Origin of the sequence: Mesorhizobium sp. ESP-6-2, from assembly GCF_020164675.1 — a bacterium.
GTDB lineage: Bacteria > Pseudomonadota > Alphaproteobacteria > Rhizobiales > Rhizobiaceae > Mesorhizobium.
Genome location: NZ_JAIUGT010000003.1, coordinates 328,399 through 350,070, shown reverse-complemented (window position 1 = coordinate 350,070; position 21,672 = coordinate 328,399). Strand labels below are relative to the sequence as shown.

The following is a 21,672-nucleotide window of genomic DNA, read 5'->3' as shown; positions in this document are numbered from 1 at the left end:
GCTTGCATTCAAACGCTTGAAATGTTTATCTGATGCATGAAGTATGCATAGCTTTCGGAAATATCATGAATGATACGCGCCTTGATCAGTTTGATCGCAAGATACTGGCGCTTTTGCAGAGTGACGCGCGGCTCACCAACAACGACCTTTCGGAGCGGGTGAACCTCTCGGCCTCGCAATGCTCGCGCCGCCGCCAGCGGCTGGAGGAAGACGGCTATATCAAGGGCTATCGCGCCGTGCTTGACCGCGACCGGCTGGGCTTTTCGCTGGTCAATGTCATCTCGGTGACCTTGGCCACTCACAACCGCGACAATGCCCGGCGCTTCGGCGAACTCGTGGCGCGGCTGCCCGAAGTGCAGGAGGCGCACGCGCTGACCGGCGAAATGGATTATATCCTGAAGGTGGTTACGCCCGACCTGAAATCATTGTCGGAGTTCGTCAATGGCGTGCTCTTGCCGCACGAATCCGTGCAGCACGTCAAGACGGCGATTGTGCTCGAGACGCTCAAGGAAACGGGCGCGCTGCCGATCTAACCCTTCGACTGCTGGATCAGCCCATAGAGATTGGTGCAGCGGGCGCCGGAACGGCAATAGGCAAAGACCGGGCCTTCCAACTCGTCGAGCGCTTGTCCCTGGTCCTCGACATTCTCGGCGGTGATCTGGCCGCTGATGACGGGGATGTAGCGGAAGGCAAGCCCGGCAGCCTCGACTGCGGCCTTGAGCGTGTCGGCCGAAGGCTGGCCGGGCTGCTCGTCGTCCGGCCGGTTGCAGATCACGCTCTTGAAGCCGGCTGCCTTGATGGCGGCGACGTCCTCGGGCTGGATCTGGCCCGAGACCGAATAGTCCTCGCTGATCTGGCGGTATTCCATTGTGGTGTCCTCGCAATCTGGTTGGGCAGTCTTGCCACTCCCCGGCACGGCCGGCAATCCACGCCGAGGGATTTCTCTGCCAAATAGCGAGTGCTGACCGGAAAATCCAACCGGGCCGCCGAGGCCCGGTTGGACCGGAGCGGCTCAACTGCCGAGGATCGCGCCTTTGATCTGCGTGATGTTGTTGTGCATCATGTCGATATAGGTCGAGGCCGGGCCGTCGGACTGCGACAGCGCGTCGGAATACAGCGTGCCGCCGACCTTGATGCCGGTCTCGCTGGCGATCTGCTCGATCAGGCGCGGATTGGTGATGTTCTCGACGAAGATCGCCGCCGCTTTATCCTGCTTGACCTGTTCGACCAGCTTGGCGACGTCGGCGGCCGACGGTTCGGAGTCCGTCGAGACGCCCTCGGGCGCTAGGAAGGTCAGGCCGTATTCGTGCTCGAAATAGCCGAACGCGTCATGCGAGGTGATGACGACGCGCTTCGCCTCGGGGATGGACTGGATCGCCGCTTTCACCTCGCCTTCCAGCGCGTCGAGCTTCTTCGTGTAGGCCGCGGCATTGGTCTGGTAGCTGACACAGCCATCATTGTCGGCTGCGCAGAACGCCTCGGCAATGTTCTTCACATAGATCTTGGCATTGGCAATCGACTGGAAGGCATGGGGATCGGTGACCGTCTTGCCGCCGCCCGTACCCGCGCCTTCCGCCGCGTCCGCATCGGCGAATTCCGGCTTGAAGTCGATCGCCGTCACACCCTTGGTCAGCGTGACGATCGATGCCTTGGTGGCGCTGGCATCGACCAACCGCTGTAGAAAGCCCTCGAAATGCAGGCCGTTGACCAGCACCAAGTCGGCGCCCGCCATGGCTACCGCATCAGCCGGGCTCGGCTCGTAGACATGCGCATCGCCATCGGGTCCCACGATGGTGGTGATGTTGACGCGGTCGCCGCCGACATTCCTGGCGAAATCGGCAATGACGGTAAAACTTGCGACCACTTTCAAGGGCGCCGCAAAGGCCGACGATGCGCCGAACGCAGTTAATGTTATAACGCTCATCGTGAGGGCGGCGCGGATCGACTTCAACATGGGCGGTCTCCTTGGAGGCTGGGGATGGATCAGGCCGTCCGATGACGGTGATGGACGATGCGGGCGCGCAGCGCGCCGCGCGTGCCGAACAGGATCGAGGCGAAATAGACGACGCCGGCCGACAGGATGATGGCCGGGCCTGAGGGCAGCGAGGCATGGTAGGACAGAAGCAGTCCGGCGATGCACGAGGCAAAGCCGATCAGCACGGCCAGCACGCACATCGGTTCGACGCGCACGGTCCAGAAACGGGCCGCGGCGGCCGGCAGCATCATCAGCCCGACCGACAGAAGCGTGCCCAACGCCTGGAAGCCGCCAACGAGGTTGAGCACGACGAGGCCGAGGAAAATGAAATGCACCGGACTGCCCCACCGGCTGACCGAGCGCAGGAACAGCGGGTCGAGGCATTCGGCGACCAAGGCCCGCCAGAAGATGGCGAGACTGGCAAGCGTCACCAGCACGATGCCGCCGATCAGCGTCAGCGCTTCATCGTTGAGCGCCAGCACCGTACCGAACAGCACATGCATGAGGTCGACGCTGGAGCCCCGGATCGAAACCATCAGCACGCCGACGGCAAGCGAAATCAGGTAGAAGGCGGCCATCGAGGCGTCTTCGCGCTGGATGGTGAATCGCGAGACGGCGCCTGCACCGAGCGCAACGACGACGCCCGCGATCAGGCCGCCAATGGTCATCGGCAGGATTTCCAGCCCGTAAAGCAGGAAGCCGGCGGCGGCGCCCGGCAGGATGGCGTGCGCCATGGCGTCGCCCGAGAGGCTCATGCGCCGCAACATCAGGAACACGCCGACAGGGCAGGCGCCCAGCGACAGCATCAGCGAGCCGAACAGTGCCCGCTGCATGAACGCAAAATCGGCGAAAGGCGCGATGAAGAGTTCATAGAGGACGTTCATCATGCAGCCCTTGGTCCGGCGCCATGATGGTGGTGACGATCCTGTGCATGGGCAGGCTTGTCATGATCGTGACCATGTCCCTCATGGTCACGCCCGTCATGGTCATGATCTTGCCCACCCGGCTCGCACCACGGCGCGTTTTCTTCCCACGCTTCATGGAAGCGCCTGGCCCGCAGGAGATTCTCGGACCGCAGCGTCTCCTTCGTCTCGCCCCAGGCGACAGGCTGGCGGGCCAGCAGCAGCGTCTCGGGAAAATTCTGCCGGACAAGGTCGAGGTCGTGGACGACGACCATGATGGTGCGTTCCTCGCCATGCCAGCGCTTGATCAGCGCAATGAGATCGCCCACCGTCTTTGCATCGACGGCGTTGAACGGCTCGTCGAGCAGGATGAGATCCGCATCCTGCAACAGCACGCGGGCAAACAAGGTGCGCTGCAACTGGCCGCCCGACAGGGTGTCGATCGGGCGTGTCTCGAAGCCACCAAGGCCGACCGCCATCAGCGCCTCGCTGACGGATTGGCGATCCTCCTTCGTATGGCGGCCGAGCAGCCCGCGTTTCGGCCACAGGCCGAGCGAGACCAGATCGACAACCCGGGCCGGAAAGCTGCGGTCGAGTTCCGACTGCTGCGGCAGATAGGCGGCGCGCACGCCCGGCGCCCGCGTCACTGCGCCGGCCATCGGCTTCAGCACGCCGACGATACCCTTCATCAGCGTCGACTTGCCCGAACCATTGGCGCCAACGACGGCGGTCAGCGAGCCTTTGCGTATGACGCCGTCCAGATGATGGATCGCCGGATGGCTGTTATAGCCAAGCGTCAGGTCACGGAATGTCAGGCAGCTTTGGGTCATTCGACGGTCCGTGGGGTGGAAGTGCGGCTGCTGGGCAGCGCCGATTGGATATGTGATGTTATTACATTAGTCAAGAAGCCAATCGAGCGTAATTGTGGCTGCCGGCTCAACTTGCCGCGACCCCCCGGCGCCGCTGGTCCAAGGGGATCTGGAACGCTCGGCCTTGCCCGAAGCCGATGCCAACTCTAAAGAGGCGCGACCACAAAGGAAGGAAACCTCCCATGAGCATTCGTCGCATTGATGTTGGCCCGCGCATGAGCCAGATCGTCATTCACGGCAACACAGTCTATCTGGCCGGCCAGGTCGGTGAGCCCGGCGGCAATGTCGCCTCGCAGACCCGCGATATTCTGGCGACGATCGATGAATTGCTGGCCAAGGCCGGCACCGACAAGACCAAGATCGTCCAGGCGATCATCTGGCTGGCCGACATGGGCACCTTCGCCGAGATGAACTCGGAATGGGACAAGTGGGTGCCCCAGGGCCACACGCCCGCCCGCGCCACCGGCGAAGCCAAGCTCGCCGGTCCGGAATATCTGGTCGAGATCATTATCACAGCGGCGATCTGAGGCGCTGCGCTTTCCCTTCTCCCCTTCCTTGCGAAGGCAAAAAGGGGAGAAGGCAAGAGATGCTATCCGTGTGACGGCTTGAATCTAGCCACCAGCGTGTGGCTTCCGGCCGCATAGGTGAAGCGCACATGGGTAACCGGGTGCTCGGCACTCCATGTCCGGCGCTCGACCACAAGACAGGCCGCGTCCAGGCCGATGTCGAGGGCACCGGCGACACGATCATCGGCGGCAACAGCACGAATGCGATGCTCGGCCTCGCTCCACGGCACACGGCCGATCAGCCACGGGCCTGGTGCAATATCGAGGAACCCTTCCTCGCCGGCTTCCGTGACAGCGGAGAGATTGATCAGCCGCTCTTCGAGCGCGAACGGCCGTTCTCCGGCGAAATGCAGGCATTCCAGCGATAGGACCGAACCCGAGGCGGAAAGCCCGAGCCGCGACCGGTCTTGCGCGCTGCTGCGCCGCTTCAGGCGCGCAAGCCGCTCGTAGCGATAGGGCAGGCCGAGCGCTTCGACCTCGATCCGGATGTCGTGGATTTCCAGCACCGCCGCTTGCGATTGCGGCTGACGCACGAAACTGCCTGAGCGCCGGCGGCGTTCGATCAGTCCTGACTTGGCAAGCTGCGACAGCGCCTTGTTCACCGTCATGCGCGAGCAATCATATTCGGCCGTCAGCTCGTGCTCGAACGGGATGCGATGCCCAGGCGCCCAGGCGCCGGACAGGATTTTCTCGCTTATATCGGACAGGATGCGCTGATGCAGCGACACCGTCTCGCCGCCCTCTGTCTCCGCTGTCGCCACCATGCTCATGGGATGTCCCTGATCAGCCTGCCGAAAGCGCGGCCATGACATTGCGGAAACGCGCCGCGATGGCGTCGCGCCTGGCGTGCCTGCCGCCGCTGACTTGCTTTTGGCCGTGCACCCAGACGCAATCGACCTTGGTGCCGTTGGCGAAGATCCAGGCGTCGAGGATGGTATCTCCGGCCTTGCCGGCAAGCGAAGCCTGGCTGTGGTCGAGCGAGACGAGATCGGCGGATGCGCCAATGGCGATCCGCGAGGCGCCGGCGCCAAGGGCGACGCTGCCGCCGTCTAGCGCGGCGTCGAACAGCGCGCGGCCGGTCGAGCCGTCGGCGACCGCCAGCACGTTGCGGGCGCGGTGGGCAAGACGTTGCGAATATTCGAGTTGCCGAAGCTCGTCCGGCAGCCCGATCAGCACGTTGGAATCGGAGCCGACCCCGAAGCGGCCGCCATGTTGCGTGAACAGCGGCGCCGCAAAAGTGCCGTCGCCGAGATTGGCCTCGGTGATCGGGCAGAGCCCCGCGATCGCGCCGCTTTTTGCCATCGCCACGGTCTCGGCATCGGTCATATGGGTGGCGTGGATCAGGCACCAGCGCGGGTCGATATTGGCATGGCCAAGCAGAAATTCGACTGGACGCGCGCCCGACCAGGCCATGCAGTCCTCGACCTCCTTCACTTGTTCCGCGACGTGGATGTGGATCGGTCCGTCCTGCGCCATCGCAGCGACTTGTCGCAATTCCTCGACCGTCGCGGCACGCAAACTATGCGGGGCGACGCCGATGACCGCTTGATTCAAGGCGCGAACGCATTCGCGACTTTTCTCAACCAGGCGTGAGAACCGGTTAACATCATTGAGGAATCTGCGCTGACCTTCGTTGGGAGCCGCGCCGCCGAAAGAAGAGTGCGCATAGAAGACCGGCAGCAGCGTCAAGCCTATGCCGGTTTCTGCGGCGGCGGCCGCGATGCGCTCGGCCATTTCGGCGATGTTGGCGTAGGGCTTTCCGTCGCGGTCGTGATGCAGATAATGAAATTCGCCGACGCGCGAAAAGCCGGCCTCCAGCATCTCGACATAGAGCTGGGCGGCGACTGCCTCGACCTGGTCGGGCGTCATCGACAGCGCGAAACGGTACATCGTCTCGCGCCAACTCCAGAAACTGTCGGCCGACGGGCCGCGCAGCTCGGCAAGTCCGGCCATGCCGCGCTGGAACGCGTGGCTGTGCAGGTTGGGCATGCCCGGCAAGACGATGGCGTGGCGCTCGTCGTCGGCGTTCGGCGCAACCCCGGCGTCGATTGCCGCAATGCGGCCTTCGCCCAGGGCGATGCGCACATTGCTTCGCCAGCCTTCCGGCAGGAGCGCCTGTTCCGCAAAGATTGCCGTCAATTTGTTCTCCGAATCCTGGCTTATGATGACAATAGCACTTGCGGTGCTTTTTAATATGTATATACATAACTGCCATCCTTTCAAAGGGAAAAGATGATGGCTGGAGAGAGCAAGGGCCGGACGGCGGCGGTTCGCATATGGCGCAATGCGCGCCTGGCGACTTTTGCCGAAGGGGCGGCAGGGCAGGGCGTCGTCGAAAAGGGCGCCATCGCCGCGCGTGACGGCATCATCGTCCATGCCGGCGCCGAAGCCGATATTCCGGCGGCGTTCGAGCGGCATGCCGACATCGTCGATTGCGAGGGCCGCTGGATCACGCCCGGCCTGATTGACTGCCACACCCATCTCGTCCATGCCGGCAACCGCGCCAACGAGTTCGAGATGCGGCTGGCCGGCGCCACCTATGAGGAGGTCGCCAGGGCCGGCGGCGGCATCGTCTCGTCGGTCAGGGCTTTGCGTGCCGCGGGCGAGGACGAACTGGTCGCCCAGACACTGCCGCGTCTCGATGCGCTGATCGCCGAGGGCGCTACCACCGTCGAGGTCAAGTCCGGCTATGGGCTTGACCTGGAAAACGAGAAAAAGTCGCTGCGGGCAGCGCGCCGTTTGGGCGCCGAGCGCCCGGTGACGATCCGCACGACTTTCCTCGGCGCCCATGCCTTGCCGCCGGAAGCCAAGGGCGACAAGGACGCCTTTATCGATCTCATCACCGCCACGATTCTGCCGGCCATCGCTGCCGACGGGCTTGCTGACGCCGTCGATGGCTTCTGCGAAGGCATTGCCTTCTCAGTCGACCAGATGGCACGGGTTTTCGACGCCGCCAAGGCGCTTGGCTTGCCGGTAAAACTCCATGCCGACCAATTGTCGAACTTGCACGGCGCCGAACTCGCGGCGCGCTATGGCGCGCTGTCGGCCGACCATCTCGAATACACCGATGAGGCAGGCGCGGCGGCAATGGCCGCATCGGGCAGCGTGGCGACGATCCTGCCCGGCGCCTATTATTTTATTCGCGAGACGAAGAAACCTCCGGTCGAATTATTCCGCAGGCATGGCGTTAAGATGGCCGTCGCCACCGACAACAATCCCGGCACCTCGCCGCTGACGTCGTTGCTGCTGACCATGAACATGGCGGCGACCTTGTTCGGCATGACGGTCGATGAATGCCTCGCGGGCGTGACCCGCGAAGCCGCCCGCGCGCTGGGTCTGCTCGGGCAGGCTGGCACGCTGGAGGCGGGCAAGTCCGCCGATCTAGCGATCTGGAGCATCGAGCGCCCTGCCGAACTCGTCTACCGCATGGGCTTCAACCCCTTGCGCGCGCGCATCTGGAGAGGACAATGACCGAACTCGTACTGAAACCCGGCAACGTGACCCTGGCCGACTGGCGCGCCATCTATCGCGGCGCCGTGCCCAGGCTCGACGATGCCTGCCGGCCAAAGATCAGGGCGAGTGCGGAGGCTGTCGCACGCATCGTCGCCAAGGGCGAGCCGGTCTATGGCATCAACACCGGTTTCGGCAAACTGGCCAGCGTCCGCATTCCTGCCCAGGATCTCGAAACGCTCCAGCGTAACATCGTGCTCTCGCACGCCGCCGGCGTCGGCGAGCCGATGCCGGTCGCTGTTTGCAGGCTGATGATGGCCTTGAAGCTTGCCAGCCTGACGCAAGGCGCCTCAGGCGTGCGGTCGCGCACCATCGAACTGCTGGAAGCGATGCTGGCCAACGATGTCATTCCGGTGGTGCCGGCACAAGGTTCGGTCGGCGCCTCCGGCGACCTTGCGCCGCTGTCGCACATGACGGCCGTGATGATCGGCGTCGGAGAATGCTTCACCCCTCATGGCCGCTTCCCGGCCAAGGTCGCCTTCGTCTCGCATGGACTGGAGCCAGTCATCCTCGGCGCCAAGGAAGGGCTGGCGCTGCTTAACGGCACGCAATTCTCGACCGCCTACGCGCTGGCGGGCCTGTTCGAGGCCGAAATTCTCTACCAGTCGGCACTGGTCGCGGGTGCATTGTCCACCGATGCCGCCAGGGGCTCGGACGCCCCCTTCGATCCGCGCATCCATCTCTTGAGGAAGCATCGCGGCCAGATCGAGACGGCGGATGCGCTGCGCAGCCTGATGGCCGGCAGCGCCATCCGCGAATCGCACCGTGTCGGCGACGAGCGCGTGCAGGATCCCTATTGCCTGCGCTGCCAGCCGCAGGTGATGGGGGCAGCCCTCGACGTGTTGCGCAAGGCGGCCGACACGCTCGGCACGGAAGCCAATGGCGTCACCGACAATCCCTTGATCTTCGCCGAGGACGACACCGCCTTGTCGGGCGGCAATTTCCATGCCGAGCCGGTGGCTTTCGCCGCCGACATGATCGCACTCGCCGTCTGCGAGATCGGCTCGCTGTCGGAGCGCCGCATCGCCATGCTGGTCGACCCTGCGCTGTCGGGCATGCCGGCCTTTTTGACGCCGAAGCCCGGCCTGAATTCCGGCTTCATGATCCCGCAGGTGACGGCGGCGGCGCTGGTTTCCGAAAACAAGCAGAAGGCCTATCCAGCAAGTGTCGATTCGATCCCGACCTCGGCCAACCAGGAGGATCACGTTTCGATGGCCGCGCACGGAGCGCGCCGGCTGATCGGCATGGTCGAGAACGCCACGGCCGTCATCGGCATCGAGTTGCTGGCCGCGACCCAGGGCTGTGACTTCCACGCGCCGCTCGCCTCCAGCGCCGCGCTCGAAGCAGTGCGCAAAGTGGTCAGGGCCGAGGTGCCGCATCTCGACAATGACCGGCATTTCCATCCCGACATGGAGAAAGCCATTGCCATGGTGCGCAGCGGTGCGGCGGTCAAGGCGGCGAGCGCGGTGGCGCTGCCGGGGATTGCCTCATGAGAGTGCTTGGCATCATAGGTCGCGTTCCTTCGCATCACAGCCGTAGAGCTCCAACTTGCGGAGATCTCGCATGACACCTCCTTGGCTGACGGTAAAACAAGGCACCGCACCGCTACTGGTTTCCATGCCGCACACCGGCATCGATCTCGCCGGTCTCGACAACCGGCTGGTATCGAGCTGGCTTGGCCAGCGCGACTGCGACTGGTGGATCGACAAGCTCTATGATTTCGCCGCCGGTCTTGGCGCCACCGTCGTGCACACCGCCATCTCGCGCACCGTCATCGACGTCAATCGCGATCCGTCCGGCGCCTCGCTCTACCCTGGTCAGGCGACGACCGGCCTCTGCCCGACCGAAACCTTCGATGGCGATCCGCTCTACCGTACAGGCGAGGAACCGGGACCGTCGGAGATCGACGAGCGCCGCCGAAAATTCTTCATGCCCTATCATGCCGCGCTCCAGGCCGAGATCGACCGGCTGCGCGGATTGCATGGCAAAATCGTCCTCTATGACTGCCACTCGATCCGCTCTGTGCTGCCGCGCCTGTTCGATGGCACGCTGCCGGTCTTCAATCTCGGCACCAATGACGGCAAGAGCACGGATCCGGCGCTGCAGGAAAAGGTCGCCGGGATCCTGGCCGAGACCGGCGAGACCTTCGTGGTCAACGGCCGCTTCAAGGGCGGGTGGATCACCCGCCATTTCGGCCAGCCGCAAAACGGCGTCCATGCGCTGCAGATGGAACTGTCCAACCGGGGCTATATGCGCGAGCCCGAAGGCAAGGGCGCGCCCGACAACTGGCCGGCGCCTTACGACGCCGCCTTCGCCGCGCCGATCCGCACCACGCTGACATCCATCCTCGAGACCGCGATTTCGTGGGTCGAGAGCTGACGCCTCGCCGCGCTCATCTGAAAGGGAAGTGACGACATGACCGATCCTCGCCACAACATCCGCGAAGTGCGCAGCCCCCGCGGCGACAAGCTCAACGCCAGGTATTGGACGACCGAAGCGCCGCTGCGCATGCTGATGAACAATCTCGATCCCGATGTCGCCGAAAATCCCAACGAACTGGTGGTCTATGGCGGCATCGGCCGGGCGGCGCGCAGCTGGAACGATTTCGACCGCATCACCGCTTCGCTGAAGACGCTTGGCGAGGACGAGACGCTGCTGGTGCAGTCCGGCAAGCCGGTCGGCGTGTTCCGCACCCATCCCGACGCGCCGCGCGTTTTGATCGCCAACTCCAATCTGGTGCCGCATTGGGCGACCTGGGAGAAATTCAACGAGCTCGATAGGAAAGGCCTGATGATGTACGGCCAGATGACGGCCGGCTCGTGGATCTATATCGGCACGCAAGGCATCGTGCAGGGCACCTACGAGACCTTCGTCGAGGCCGGCCGCCAGCACTATGGCGGCGATCTCAGGGGCAAATGGATCCTGACTGGCGGCCTCGGCGGCATGGGGGGCGCCCAGCCTCTCGCGGCCGTCATGGCCGGCGCCTGCTGCCTGGCCGTCGAATGCGATCCCGACCGCATCGATTTCCGGCTGCGCACCCGCTATGTCGACGAGCGGGCCGATACGCTTGACGAGGCGCTGGAGAAGGTCGCGCGCTGGACCAGGGCAGGCGAGGCAAAGTCGGTCGGCCTTGTCGGCAATACCGCCGATATCGTGCCCGAGCTGGTGCGGCGCGGCGTGCGCCCCGACATGGTCACGGACCAGACCTCGGCGCACGATCCGTTGAACGGCTATCTGCCCAAGGGCTGGACGCTCGCCGAGTGGCGCGAGAAGCGCACGTCCGACCCGAAAGCAGTCGAGAAAGCCGCCCGCGCCTCGATGCGCGAGCATGTCGAGGCGATGGTGGCCTTCTGGAACGCCGGCGTGCCGACGCTCGACTACGGCAACAACATCCGCCAGGTGGCGAAGGAAGAAGGGTTCGAGAACGCCTTTGCCTTTCCAGGCTTCGTGCCGGCCTATATCCGCCCGCTGTTTTGCCGTGGCATCGGCCCGTTCCGCTGGGCGGCCCTTTCCGGCGATCCGGAGGACATCTACAAGACCGACGCCAAGGTGCGCGAACTGACGCCCGGCAATACGCATCTGCACAATTGGCTGGACATGGCGCGCGAGCGCATCGCTTTCCAGGGCTTGCCGGCGCGCATCTGCTGGGTCGGCCTCGGCGACCGCCACCGGCTGGGCCTGGCCTTCAACGAGATGGTCGCCAAAGGCGAACTCAGGGCGCCTGTCGTCATCGGCCGCGACCATCTCGATTCCGGCTCGGTCGCCTCGCCGAACCGCGAGACGGAGGCGATGAAGGACGGCTCGGACGCGGTGTCCGACTGGCCGCTGCTCAACGCTTTGCTCAACACCGCGTCGGGCGCCACCTGGGTGTCGCTGCACCATGGCGGCGGCGTCGGGATGGGCTTTTCCCAGCATGCCGGCATGGTCATCGTCGCCGACGGCACGGCTGAGGCCGCCAGGCGCCTGGAGCGGGTGCTGTGGAACGACCCGGCGACCGGTGTCATGCGTCACGCCGACGCCGGCTACGACATCGCCATCGACTGCGCCAGGGAGCACCAGCTCAACTTGCCGGGCATCCTGGGCTAACGGGCCGACGATGCGCGTCCTGCGGGCAGCCGGATACAAATCGATGCCATGGAAGAACGGCGGCGGCGTGACGACGGAAATCGCCGTCTCGCCGGCCGATGCCGGGCTCGACGCCTTCGACTGGCGTGTCTCGATGGCCCGCGTCGAGAGCGGCGGGCCGTTCTCCAGCTTTGCCGGCATCGACCGCACGCTGTCGGTGCTGGAGGGCGAAGGGATCGTTCTTGATGTCGCCGGCCAGCCGCCGGCGCGCCTGACCGCCACTTCAGCCCCGTTTTTCTTTCCGGCCGACCGGCCGACCGGCGCCGAACTGATCGCCGGCCCGATCACCGATCTCAACGTAATGACCCGTCGCGGCCGCATGAGGCATTCCGTCGAGCGTCTCGTGATTTCGGCCCCTGCGGAAATCGGGACTGAAAGCCGCGCGACCCTCGTCCTGTGCCTGGGTGGGGAAGTCGTGGTTTCCGCCGCTGAGCCTGTTCGCCTTGGCCATCTCGACGCGCTCCTGACTGCCTCAGCCACAGCTGGCCTGCGCATCCAGCCGATCGACGACACGACAGTATTCGTGGTCCGGATCAATTGCATTCGAGCCAACGATTAACGCTTGTTTCCAAACATGATCGCGATGCCGGCGAAATATAGGGTAAGCTCCAGCCGGGATCACGAAAAAGCCTGAATCCTTTCCGTCGATCGGTCTCGGCGGGAGTGAGAGGCGTTCGTCTTAGAAACGGTCGAAAGACGATGCCTTGTCGTGGTGCGGAAACAATTTTCGGCAACAGCTGGGCATGCAACCAATTGCATTTGAATCGGTTTTAGGGCCATTGCCGTGGCGGTGACGCCGCTGAGTGCCCGCTTACGGAATTTTCAATGAATATTCAGACGAATCCAGCACAGATCGAAAAGACCAGCGCGAGCTTCCCGCCCATCACGGAAGAACCGATAAGATCCATTTTCCTGCCGGAGGAACGCCTTCGGCTGCTCGGTGAAAGCTTGGCCAAGGGCGATCTCGCGGATCTGTTTGGCCTGACACCGTTCGATTTCCAGGCCCGCATCCGCGACAGCGCCAAGAAGATCCTCGAAGTCTACCGTTCGACCAACGCCGCGCAGGCGAGGGGCGAGACCATCACGCCCGCGGCGCAATGGCTGCTCGACAACAACTATCTGGTCGAGGAAACCATTTTCCAGGTCAAGCGCGACCTGCCGCGCCGCTTTTATCGCCAATTGCCGACGCTGAAGCTGCCCGACGGTGGCAGCGAGCCGCGCGCGCTGGCGCTGGCCTGGACCTATGTGGCGCATTCCGACAGCTCCGTCTCCGCGACCATGTTCAAGGCCATCGTCCAGGGCTTCCAGTCGGTCGAGCCGCTGAAGATCGGCGAACTCTGGGCGCTGCCGTCGCTGTTGCGCTTCGTTCTGATCGAAAATCTTCGCCGCTTGGCGGTCAGGGTCAACCGCACCCGGCAAATGCGCCAGATCGCCAATGATGTCGCCGACAAGGTGCTGGCGACCGACGATACCCGCGACCGGCAAGCGATCCTGGCCAATTTCAGCGCGCATGCTCAGGACACCACCTTCGCCACGCAACTGCTCTATCGCTTGCGCGACGGCTCGCAGAATGCAGGCAAGGCGCTGGAGTGGCTGGAAGGCGAACTCGAGAAGACCGGCTCGGACGCCGAGGAAATCATCATTTCCGAGCATCATACGCTGTCCAGCGGCAATGTGACGACCGGCAACATCATACGCGGCCTGCGGCTCATCAACGATATCGACTGGACGGTGTGGTTCGAGGGCGTCAGCCGTATCGACACGGTGCTGCGCGAGCGCACCGACTTCGCCGCGCTCGATTTCTTCTCGCGTGACCAGTACCGGACCGCGATCGAAGAGCTGGCCCGCCGCTCGAATCTCTCGGAATATCGCGTCGCCGAAAAGGCGATCGAACTGGCCGGCCAGATCACCAACGAAAATGCATCCGCCGCCGATGGCGCAGATGGCCTTGCGGCTCCTATCGCGGACACGGATGTCGGTTTTTTCCTTGTCGGGCCACGCCGGCTGGAGCTGGAAAAGGCGATCGGCTACCGGCCGACCGTCAGTCAGACGGTCAAGCGCACCTTTGCCAAGACCGGATGGCTGGGCATCGTCCTGCCGGTCTTTGCGCTGACCGTGCTGCTGCTGGTGGTTTCCGGCAATGCCCTTGCCAATCTCGGTCTGTCAGTGCCTTCGATCGTCTTGATGCTGGCGCTGTTTGCCGTGCCGGCCAGCGAAGGCGCGCTCGCTTTCTTCAACACCGTCGTCTCGCTGTTCCTCAAACCGACGCGCCTTATCGGCTATGACTACAGGCACGGCGTGCCGTCCGAGGCACGCACGCTGGTGGTGGTGCCCTCGCTGATCGGCTCGCGCGACGACGTCGAGGAAAACATCCGCAACATCGAGGTGCATTACCTCGCCAATCTCGCGGACGAGATCCACTTCGCCCTGCTGTCGGACTGGCCCGACAGCAAGACGGAGATCGACGCGGCCGACACCGAGATCCTCGAATTCACCCGTGACGAGATCGCTCGCCTCAACGCCCGCTATCCCGCCGAAGGCGCACCGCGCTTTTATCTCCTGCACCGGCGCCGTCTCTACAATGCCGCGCAGGGATGCTGGATGGGCTGGGAGCGCAAACGCGGCAAGCTGCACGAGCTTGACCTGCTGCTGCGCGGCGACAGCGACACCACCTTCCTGCCGCTCGACGTGCCGCTGCCGGAAAAGGTCGTTCACGTAATGACGCTCGACGCCGACACGCGCACTACCCGCGACGCGGTCGCCACGCTTGTCGGCAAGCTCTGCCATCCGCTCAACCGCCCGCATTTCGATGCCACCAGGCGCGTCGTCACCTCGGGCTACACGATCCTGCAGCCGCGCATCACCGCCTCGCTGACCAGCGGCGACGAGGCGTCGTTCTTCCAACGGGTCTTCTCGGCCAATCGCGGCCTCGATCCTTATGTCTTTGCGGTGTCCGACCTGTACCAGGACGTCTTCGGCGACGGTTCCTTCACCGGCAAGGGCCTCTACCACGTCGATGCCTTCGAGGCCGCGTTGCAGGGCCGCATCGAGGAAAACACCATCCTCAGCCACGATCTGCTCGAAGGCGCGCTGGCGCGTTCTGCGCTCGTCACCGACGTCGAACTGGTCGAGGATTACCCGACCCGCTATTCGGTCGACGCCTCGCGCCACCATCGCTGGGCGCGCGGCGATTGGCAGCTCCTGGGCTTCATCCTCGATCCGCGCTCCGGCGTCCCGGCGCTCTCGCGTTGGAAGATGGTCGACAATCTGCGCCGCTCGCTGACGCCGATCTTCTGGGTGATGGCGGCGATCGCCGGCTGGACGCTGTTGCCCTTCACGCAGGCCGCGCAGTGGCAGGCATTGCTGATCCTCAGCCTGTTCATGGCGCCCACTTTCGACGTCGTCAACGCCATACTGCCCAAGAGCGGTGATCAGACGCCGCGCGGCCATTTCTCCGCGCTGGCGCGCGACGTGGCCTTCGGCACCGCCATGGTGGCCTTGAAGATCGTGCTGATGGCTCATAACGCCTGGATGATGGGCGACGCCATCGTGCGCACGCTCTACCGGCTCTTCGTCTCGCGGCAGAACCTGCTGGAATGGCGCACCGCCTCGCAAGCGCACAAGGCCGGCGACAACGACATCGGCTCCTACTACGGCATGATGTACGGCGCCGTGATCATCGGCTTCGTCGGCCTCGCCATTCCGGTGCTGGCCGATTCCACCGGCGCCTTCGTCGCCTTTTTCTTCGCTCTGTTCTGGATCGGCTCCCCGGCGATCGCCAGCTGGATCAGCCGCTCGGCCGAGACCGAGGACCGGCTGCGCATCTCGCAGGCCGACATCCATGCGCTGCGCACCGTGGCGCGCCGCACCTGGCACTATTTCGAAACCTTCGTCACGGCGGAGCATCATCATCTGCCGCCGGACAATTTCCAGGAGAGCCCGGCGCCGGTGGTCGCGCCGCGCACCTCGCCGACCAATATCGGCGTCTATCTCCTGTCGGTCGTCTCGGCCCGCGATTTCGGCTGGATCAGCCTGTCCGACGCCATAACCCGCATCGACGCGACGATGACTACCATCGAAAGCATGCCGCGCAACCGCGGCCATCTCTTCAACTGGTACGACACCACGACGCTGAAGCCGCTCTACCCGCTCTACATCTCGGCTGTCGACAGCGGCAATCTCGCCGGCCATCTGGTGGCGGTGGCGGCGGCCTGCGCCGAATGGGCCGAGGCGCCGTCCGTTCATCTCCAGGGCGATTTCGAGGGCATCCTCGACACAGTGACCATCCTCGGCGAGAGCCTGGATGAGCTGCCCGACGATCGCCGTCAGCTGCGGCCGCTGCGCCAGCGCCTGGCCGACCGCCTCGACGGCATGCGGCGCGCCGTCGACACCATCAAGGCGCAGCCGGAAATGGCCTCGATCCGTACCATCAACCTGGCTGTGCTGGCCGGCGAGATCCGCAAGCTCGCCACCGCCATCCATACCGAGGCGGCATCGCCGCAGAGCGACGTCATCGTCGACTGGGCGGCCAGGCTCGAAGCCACCTGCGAGGCGCATGTTCACGACGCCCACAGCGACGACAACGCCGTCGAGGCGCTGCGGGCCAAGCTGCTCACCTTGCGCGAGCGCACGCGCCGCTTCGCTTTCGAGATGGAGTTCTCGTTCCTGATGCGGCCGGAGCGCAAGCTGCTGTCGATCGGCTACCGGGTCGAGGAGCACCAGCTCGACGAGAGCTGCTACGATCTTCTGGCCTCCGAGGCGCGACTGACCAGCCTGTTCGCCATCGCCAAGGGCGACCTGCCGACTGAGCACTGGTTCCGGCTTGGCCGGCCGATCGTCGAGATCGGCTTCCAGGGCGCGCTGATGTCCTGGTCCGGCTCGATGTTCGAGTATCTGATGCCGCCGCTGGTGATGAAGGAACCGCAAGGTTCGATTCTCAACCAGACCAGCAAGCTGATCATCAAGCGCCAGATCCAGTATGGCCGCCAGAAGAATGTGCCCTGGGGCATTTCGGAAGCGGCCTACAACGCCCGCGACCGCGAGCTGACCTACCAGTACACCAACTTCGGCGTGCCCGGTCTCGGGCTGAAGCGTGGTCTTGGCCAGAACACGGTGATCGCGCCTTACGCCACCGTGCTGGCCGCGCAATTCAACCCGCGCGAAGCGGTGCAGAACCTAGCGCGACTGCGGGAGCTCGGCGCGCTTGGCCGCCATGGTTACTACGACGCGGTCGATTTCACGCCGCAGCGCGTGCCGGAAGGCACCGACCACGTCGTCGTGCAGAACTACATGGCCCACCATTCCGGTATGTCGATCGCGGCGGTCGCCGATGCCATTTTCGAGGGTCGCCTGCGCGACCGTTTCCACAGCGATCCGGTCATCGAGTCGGCCGAACTTCTGCTCCAGGAGAGGGCGCCGCGCGACATCCCGACTGCGACCGTCAGGACCGAGGCGGACGAACGGGCGAAGGACGAGACCGAAACCGAGAGTCCCGACACCCGCATTGTGCTCGATCCTGTGCGGGCACTGCGTTCGACCAATGTGATGTCGAACGGCCGCTATTCGGTGATGGTCACCGCGACAGGCTCCGGCTACAGCCGGTGGGGCGATCTGTCCGTCACGCGCTGGCAACCGGATCCGACCGAGGACCGGCTCGGCTCCTACATCTTCCTGCGCGACGCCGGCACTGGTGATTGGTGGTCGGCGACGGCGGAGCCCAAGCGCGCGGCCGAGGAGCGCACCCAGACACTGTTCTCCGACGACAAGGCGAGCTTCGTCAAACTGGTCGGCACGCTGCGCTCCGAGGTCGAATGCATCGTCATCTCGGAAGGCAACGGCGAAGGCCGGCGCGTGACGCTGTTCAACGAGGGACCGACCGACCGTCACATCGAAGTGACCTCCTTCGCGGAGCTGGTGCTGGGGCTGGAGGTATCCGACAATGCCCATCCCGCCTTCTCGAAAATGTTCGTGGAGACCGAAATTGCCCCAAACAATGGGGCGATCTTCGCCACGCGGCGCAAGCGCGAGACCAGCGAGCCAGACGTGACGATGGTGCATTTCGTCACCGACCCGTCCGGCCCGGCGCGCGACGCCGAAGCCGAGACCGACAGGCGCGCCTTCATCGGCCGTGGCCGCACCATCGTCGACGCTGCGGCTTTCGATCCGGGCGCCCGGCTTGGCGGCCATTCCGGCTTCACCCTCGATCCCGTCGCCTCGCTGCGCCGCCAGGTGCGCGTGCCCGCCAACAAGAAGATATCGCTGACCTTCTGGACAGTCGTCGGTTCCAACCGCGCGGAGCTGGAGGAGGCCATTGCCCGGCTCGACCACCCGGAGAGCTTTGCCCGCCAGGCCATGCTCGCCTGGACGCGCAGCCAGGTGCAGACCCGGCATCTCGGCCTGAGCCTGGCCGACGCCGCCAACGTACAGAAGCTGGCGCGCTATCTGATCTATCCGGATCCGTTCCTGCGCCTGCCGGCCGAATCCATCGCTTCGGGACTGGGCAAGCAGTCGAGCCTGTGGCCGACCAGCATCTCGGGCGATTTCCCGATCTTCCTGGTCAGGATCGGCGACGTCGCCGATCTCGAAATCGTCGCGCAGGCGCTGCGTTTTCAGGAGTACATGCGCACCCGTGGCATGATGATCGATTTCGTCGTCGTCAACGAGCAGGCTTCGTCCTATGTGCAGGACCTGCAGCGGGCGGTCGAATCCCTGTGCGAGAACAGCCGCTTGCGCGGCAAGGAGCTCGGACCGCGCCAGCACATATTCGCCGTGCGCCGCGACCTGATGGACGAGACCACCTACAAGACGCTGCTCGCGGTTGCCCGCGTGGTTCTGCACACGCGCAACGGCACCATCTTCGATCAGATCGAGCGGGCCGAGGTGGCCGCCTTGCAGGCGCGCGATGCCCAGCAGCCGGCGGCATTGCCCGAATTAGCGTCCATGACGCATTCTTTTGGCTCGCAGGCCCTGGCGGCGGACGGGCACGGGCTCAGCCAATGGAACGGGTTCGGTGGTTTCGAGGGCGACGGGCGGCATTATGTCGTGCGCCTGGCCGGCCGCAGCACCACGCCCCAACCCTGGATCAATGTTATTTCCAACGCCTCGTTCGGCTTCCACGTCTCCGCCGAAGGCGCTGCCTTCACCTGGAGCCGCAACAGCCGCGACTACCAGCTGACGCCGTGGTCGAACGATCCGGTTTCGAACCGGCCCGGTGAGGGCATCTATATCTATGATCACGCCAGTGGCCGGGCATTCTCGCCGCTCGCCGCCGTGGTGCGCGATCCGTCGATGACTTACGAGACGTGGCACGGCCAAGGGTTCTCCACCTTCCGGTCGAAGCGCGGCTCATTGTCGATGGACCTCACCCATATCGTCGACCCGGTCGACCCGGTGAAGATTTCCCGCCTGCGCATCCAGAATGCCGGCCCGGCGCCGGCCAGACTGCGCGTCTATGCCTATGCCGAATGGGTGCTGGGCGGACATCGCTCGCGCACGGCGGCGACCATCGTTCCGTCGCGCGATGCCGCCACCGGCGCCTTGCTGGCACAGAACCCCTACGGGCTCGATTTCGGCGAGCGCGTCGCCTTCCTCGCCGCCGATGACGGCGTGCATTCGGTGACAGCAGACCGGACCGAATTCCTGGGCCGGCACGGCACCAGCGAATTTCCGCAGGCGGTGCTAAGCGGCGCGGGATTGTCAGGCCGCGTGGAGGCCGGCGACGATCCCTGCGCGGCAATCGCCCGCGACATCGATGTCCCGGCCGGCGGCGACGTCACGCTGTTCTGGCTGCTCGGGGATGCCGGCTCGGCCGCGGAAGCGAGCGCCCTGGTGCGCAAGCATCGGGGCAGGGATTTCGACCAGCGTCTGGCCGACAACGAGCGCGAGTGGCGCGGCTTCCTCGACACCATCCAGGTCGAAACGCCTGACAAGGCGCTCGACGCCATGGTCAACCACTGGCTGCCCTACCAGAGCCTCGCCTGCCGCATCCGCGCCCGCTCTGCCTTCTATCAGGCCAGTGGCGCCTTCGGCTTCCGCGACCAGTTGCAGGACACGCTGGCTCTGCTGGCGCATGATCCCAAACTGGCGCGAGACCAGATACTCAACGCGGCGCGTCGGCAGTTCCCTGAAGGCGACGTGCAGCATTGGTGGCTGCCGCGCACCGGAGCGGGCGTGCGTACGCTGATCTCCGACGACGTGGTCTGGCTCGCCCATGCCACCGCGCGCTACCTGCTGGTGACGGGTGACGTCACCATCCTGAAGGAGCAGCTGCCCTTCATCGATGGACAGCCGCTGGGCGAGGGCGAGCACGACGCCTTCTTCACGCCCGAAATTTCGAAAAAGACGGCGTCTCTCTACGAGCATTGCGCGCGTGCGCTCGATCTTGCCATTGCGCGCAGCAGTCCCGCCGGGCTGCCGCTGATCCTCGGCGGCGACTGGAATGACGGCATGAACCGCGTCGGCGAGCAAGGCAAGGGCGAGAGCGTCTGGCTCGGATGGTTCCTGCTGCGGACGCTGGGCGACTTCGCCGCCGTGGCCAAGACCGAGGGTGATGCCAAGCACGCGCAGGCCTGGGCAAAGCATGCCGACGCGCTGAAACGCGCGCTGGAGAGCACGGCGTGGGACGGCGAATGGTATCGGCGCGGCAGTTTTGACGATGGCACGCCGCTCGGTTCGCGCTCATCCCAGGAGTGCAGGATCGACTCCATCGCCCAGTCCTGGAGCGTGCTCTCGGGCGAGGGCGATCCGGCGCGTTCGACGACGGCGATGCAGCAGGCGACCAAGCTGCTCGTCGACGACGAACTCAAGATCCTCAAGCTGTTTACGCCGCCCTTTTCGAAGACGAAGAAGGATCCGGGCTACATCAAGAGCTATCCGCCGGGCGTTCGCGAGAATGGCGGCCAGTATACCCATGCCGCTACCTGGTTCGTCATCGCGCTGGCCGAAATGGGGCTGAACGACGAGGCCTATCGCTGCTTCTCGATGCTGAACCCGGTCAACCACGCCTTGGACGAGGCCTCGGCCGAACGCTACCGCGTCGAGCCCTACGTGGTTGCGGCCGATATCTACGCCAGTGACGGCAATGCCAGCGACAACAAGGGCGGCCGCGGCGGCTGGACGTGGTACACGGGCTCGGCGGGCTGGCTGTACCGGGCGGCGGTCGAAGGCATTCTCGGCATCGAGCGGCGTGGGAGGCAGATCACGTTTAGGCCGAAACTGCCCAGCCATTGGGATGGCTACGCCGCCACGCTCAAAATGCTGGGGGCCGAAATCACGGTGCGTGTCGTCCGCGACAAAAAGACCAAGTCGATCTCGCTTGAAGTTGATGGTTCGAAGACGAAATCCGCGTCTTTCCAACCGAAGGCTGGTAGCAAGGTCGAAGTTGTCGTGAAGATACCTTCGTAAAATCAACAGTTTCAACCCTATCCCGCGCATTCTCCGGAATGCGCGGGATAGTCTTTTGACTATTTGCAGATCTCCGCTTCGGCAGCCGGCGCACCCGGTCTGACCATGCCGGGCAAGTTCCCCGTGATTAAAAATGCGGCAGCGCTCAGCGGCTGCCATGATTTTGCCGCAAGGCTGACATTTCACCTTTTATCTCAACCCGTTAGGTGATCACGTGAGATTTCGCATCGTCGTCATCTTTTGTTCGCTAAACGGGAACGGAAGGGATAGACGGGCATTGTTTTGCGACGCGTTAACCGATACGTGTCAAGAAATGGTGCGGT

At 64.5% G+C, this 21,672-nt stretch carries 14 protein-coding genes; 8 read left to right on the top strand and 6 right to left on the bottom strand.

The annotated features are described in order from the left end of the window. Positions 1-65: 65 nt before the first annotated feature. On the top strand, positions 66-533 hold the full coding sequence (locus tag LB532_RS11220) for an Lrp/AsnC family transcriptional regulator (protein WP_140637754.1): 468 nt from the start codon (positions 66-68) through the stop codon (positions 531-533). On the opposite strand, the gene LB532_RS11215 is transcribed toward LB532_RS11220, so the two are convergent. From LB532_RS11215 to aztA, 4 genes are all read right to left on the bottom strand, one after another. Next, positions 530-868, bottom strand: a complete 339-nt coding sequence (locus LB532_RS11215; protein ID WP_140549140.1) for a TIGR01244 family sulfur transferase — start codon at positions 866-868, stop codon at positions 530-532. The two genes, LB532_RS11220 and LB532_RS11215, sit on opposite strands and share 4 nt — an antisense overlap. 144 nt (positions 869-1,012) lie before the next feature. Continuing rightward, positions 1,013-1,954, bottom strand: coding sequence for a zinc ABC transporter substrate-binding protein AztC (aztC, locus tag LB532_RS11210; RefSeq protein WP_140637755.1), 942 nt, complete (start codon positions 1,952-1,954; stop codon positions 1,013-1,015). A 29-nt stretch (positions 1,955-1,983) separates the two neighbouring features. Further along, positions 1,984-2,859 (bottom strand): zinc ABC transporter permease AztB, encoded by an 876-nt coding sequence (gene aztB, locus LB532_RS11205; RefSeq protein WP_140638296.1) that lies wholly within the window; start codon positions 2,857-2,859, stop codon positions 1,984-1,986. Continuing rightward, entirely contained in the window at positions 2,859-3,707 is an 849-nt protein-coding gene (aztA, locus tag LB532_RS11200; protein WP_140637756.1) for a zinc ABC transporter ATP-binding protein AztA, read from the bottom strand. Before aztA ends, aztB begins: the two co-directional genes overlap by 1 nt. A 221-nt stretch (positions 3,708-3,928) precedes the next feature. Between aztA and LB532_RS11195 the strand changes: the two genes are divergently transcribed. Further along, positions 3,929-4,273 (top strand): RidA family protein, encoded by a 345-nt coding sequence (locus tag LB532_RS11195; protein WP_056562755.1) that lies wholly within the window; start codon positions 3,929-3,931, stop codon positions 4,271-4,273. Positions 4,274-4,335: 62 nt separating this feature from the next. Here the strand turns inward: LB532_RS11195 and hutC are convergent, their stop codons facing one another. Both hutC and LB532_RS11185 read right to left on the bottom strand, forming a co-directional pair. Next, positions 4,336-5,082: a histidine utilization repressor gene (hutC, locus tag LB532_RS11190; protein ID WP_140637757.1), complete on the bottom strand. Its 747-nt coding sequence runs from the start codon at positions 5,080-5,082 to the stop codon at positions 4,336-4,338. A 13-nt stretch (positions 5,083-5,095) separates the two neighbouring features. Continuing rightward, positions 5,096-6,451, bottom strand: coding sequence for a formimidoylglutamate deiminase (locus LB532_RS11185; RefSeq protein ID WP_140637758.1), 1,356 nt, complete (start codon positions 6,449-6,451; stop codon positions 5,096-5,098). A 96-nt stretch (positions 6,452-6,547) separates the two neighbouring features. On the opposite strand from LB532_RS11185, the gene hutI reads away from it, so the two are divergent. From hutI to LB532_RS11155, 6 genes are all read left to right on the top strand, one after another. Next, the gene (gene hutI / locus LB532_RS11180) at positions 6,548-7,783 is read left to right on the top strand and encodes an imidazolonepropionase (RefSeq protein ID WP_140637759.1); all 1,236 of its coding nucleotides are present in this window, start codon (positions 6,548-6,550) and stop codon (positions 7,781-7,783) included. Next, positions 7,780-9,315: a histidine ammonia-lyase gene (gene hutH, locus LB532_RS11175; protein ID WP_140637760.1), complete on the top strand. Its 1,536-nt coding sequence runs from the start codon at positions 7,780-7,782 to the stop codon at positions 9,313-9,315. Before hutI ends, hutH begins: the two co-directional genes overlap by 4 nt. Positions 9,316-9,385: 70 nt before the next feature. Continuing rightward, positions 9,386-10,201: an N-formylglutamate deformylase gene (hutG, locus tag LB532_RS11170; RefSeq protein WP_140637761.1), complete on the top strand. Its 816-nt coding sequence runs from the start codon at positions 9,386-9,388 to the stop codon at positions 10,199-10,201. Between the two features lie 36 nt (positions 10,202-10,237). Continuing rightward, on the top strand, positions 10,238-11,908 hold the full coding sequence (gene hutU, locus LB532_RS11165; RefSeq protein WP_140637762.1) for a urocanate hydratase: 1,671 nt from the start codon (positions 10,238-10,240) through the stop codon (positions 11,906-11,908). A 10-nt stretch (positions 11,909-11,918) separates the two neighbouring features. Next, positions 11,919-12,506, top strand: coding sequence for a HutD family protein (locus LB532_RS11160; protein WP_224556786.1), 588 nt, complete (start codon positions 11,919-11,921; stop codon positions 12,504-12,506). Between the two features lie 266 nt (positions 12,507-12,772). Continuing rightward, the gene (locus LB532_RS11155) at positions 12,773-21,349 is read left to right on the top strand and encodes a GH36-type glycosyl hydrolase domain-containing protein (RefSeq protein ID WP_140637764.1); all 8,577 of its coding nucleotides are present in this window, start codon (positions 12,773-12,775) and stop codon (positions 21,347-21,349) included. Positions 21,350-21,672 lie beyond the last annotated feature (323 nt).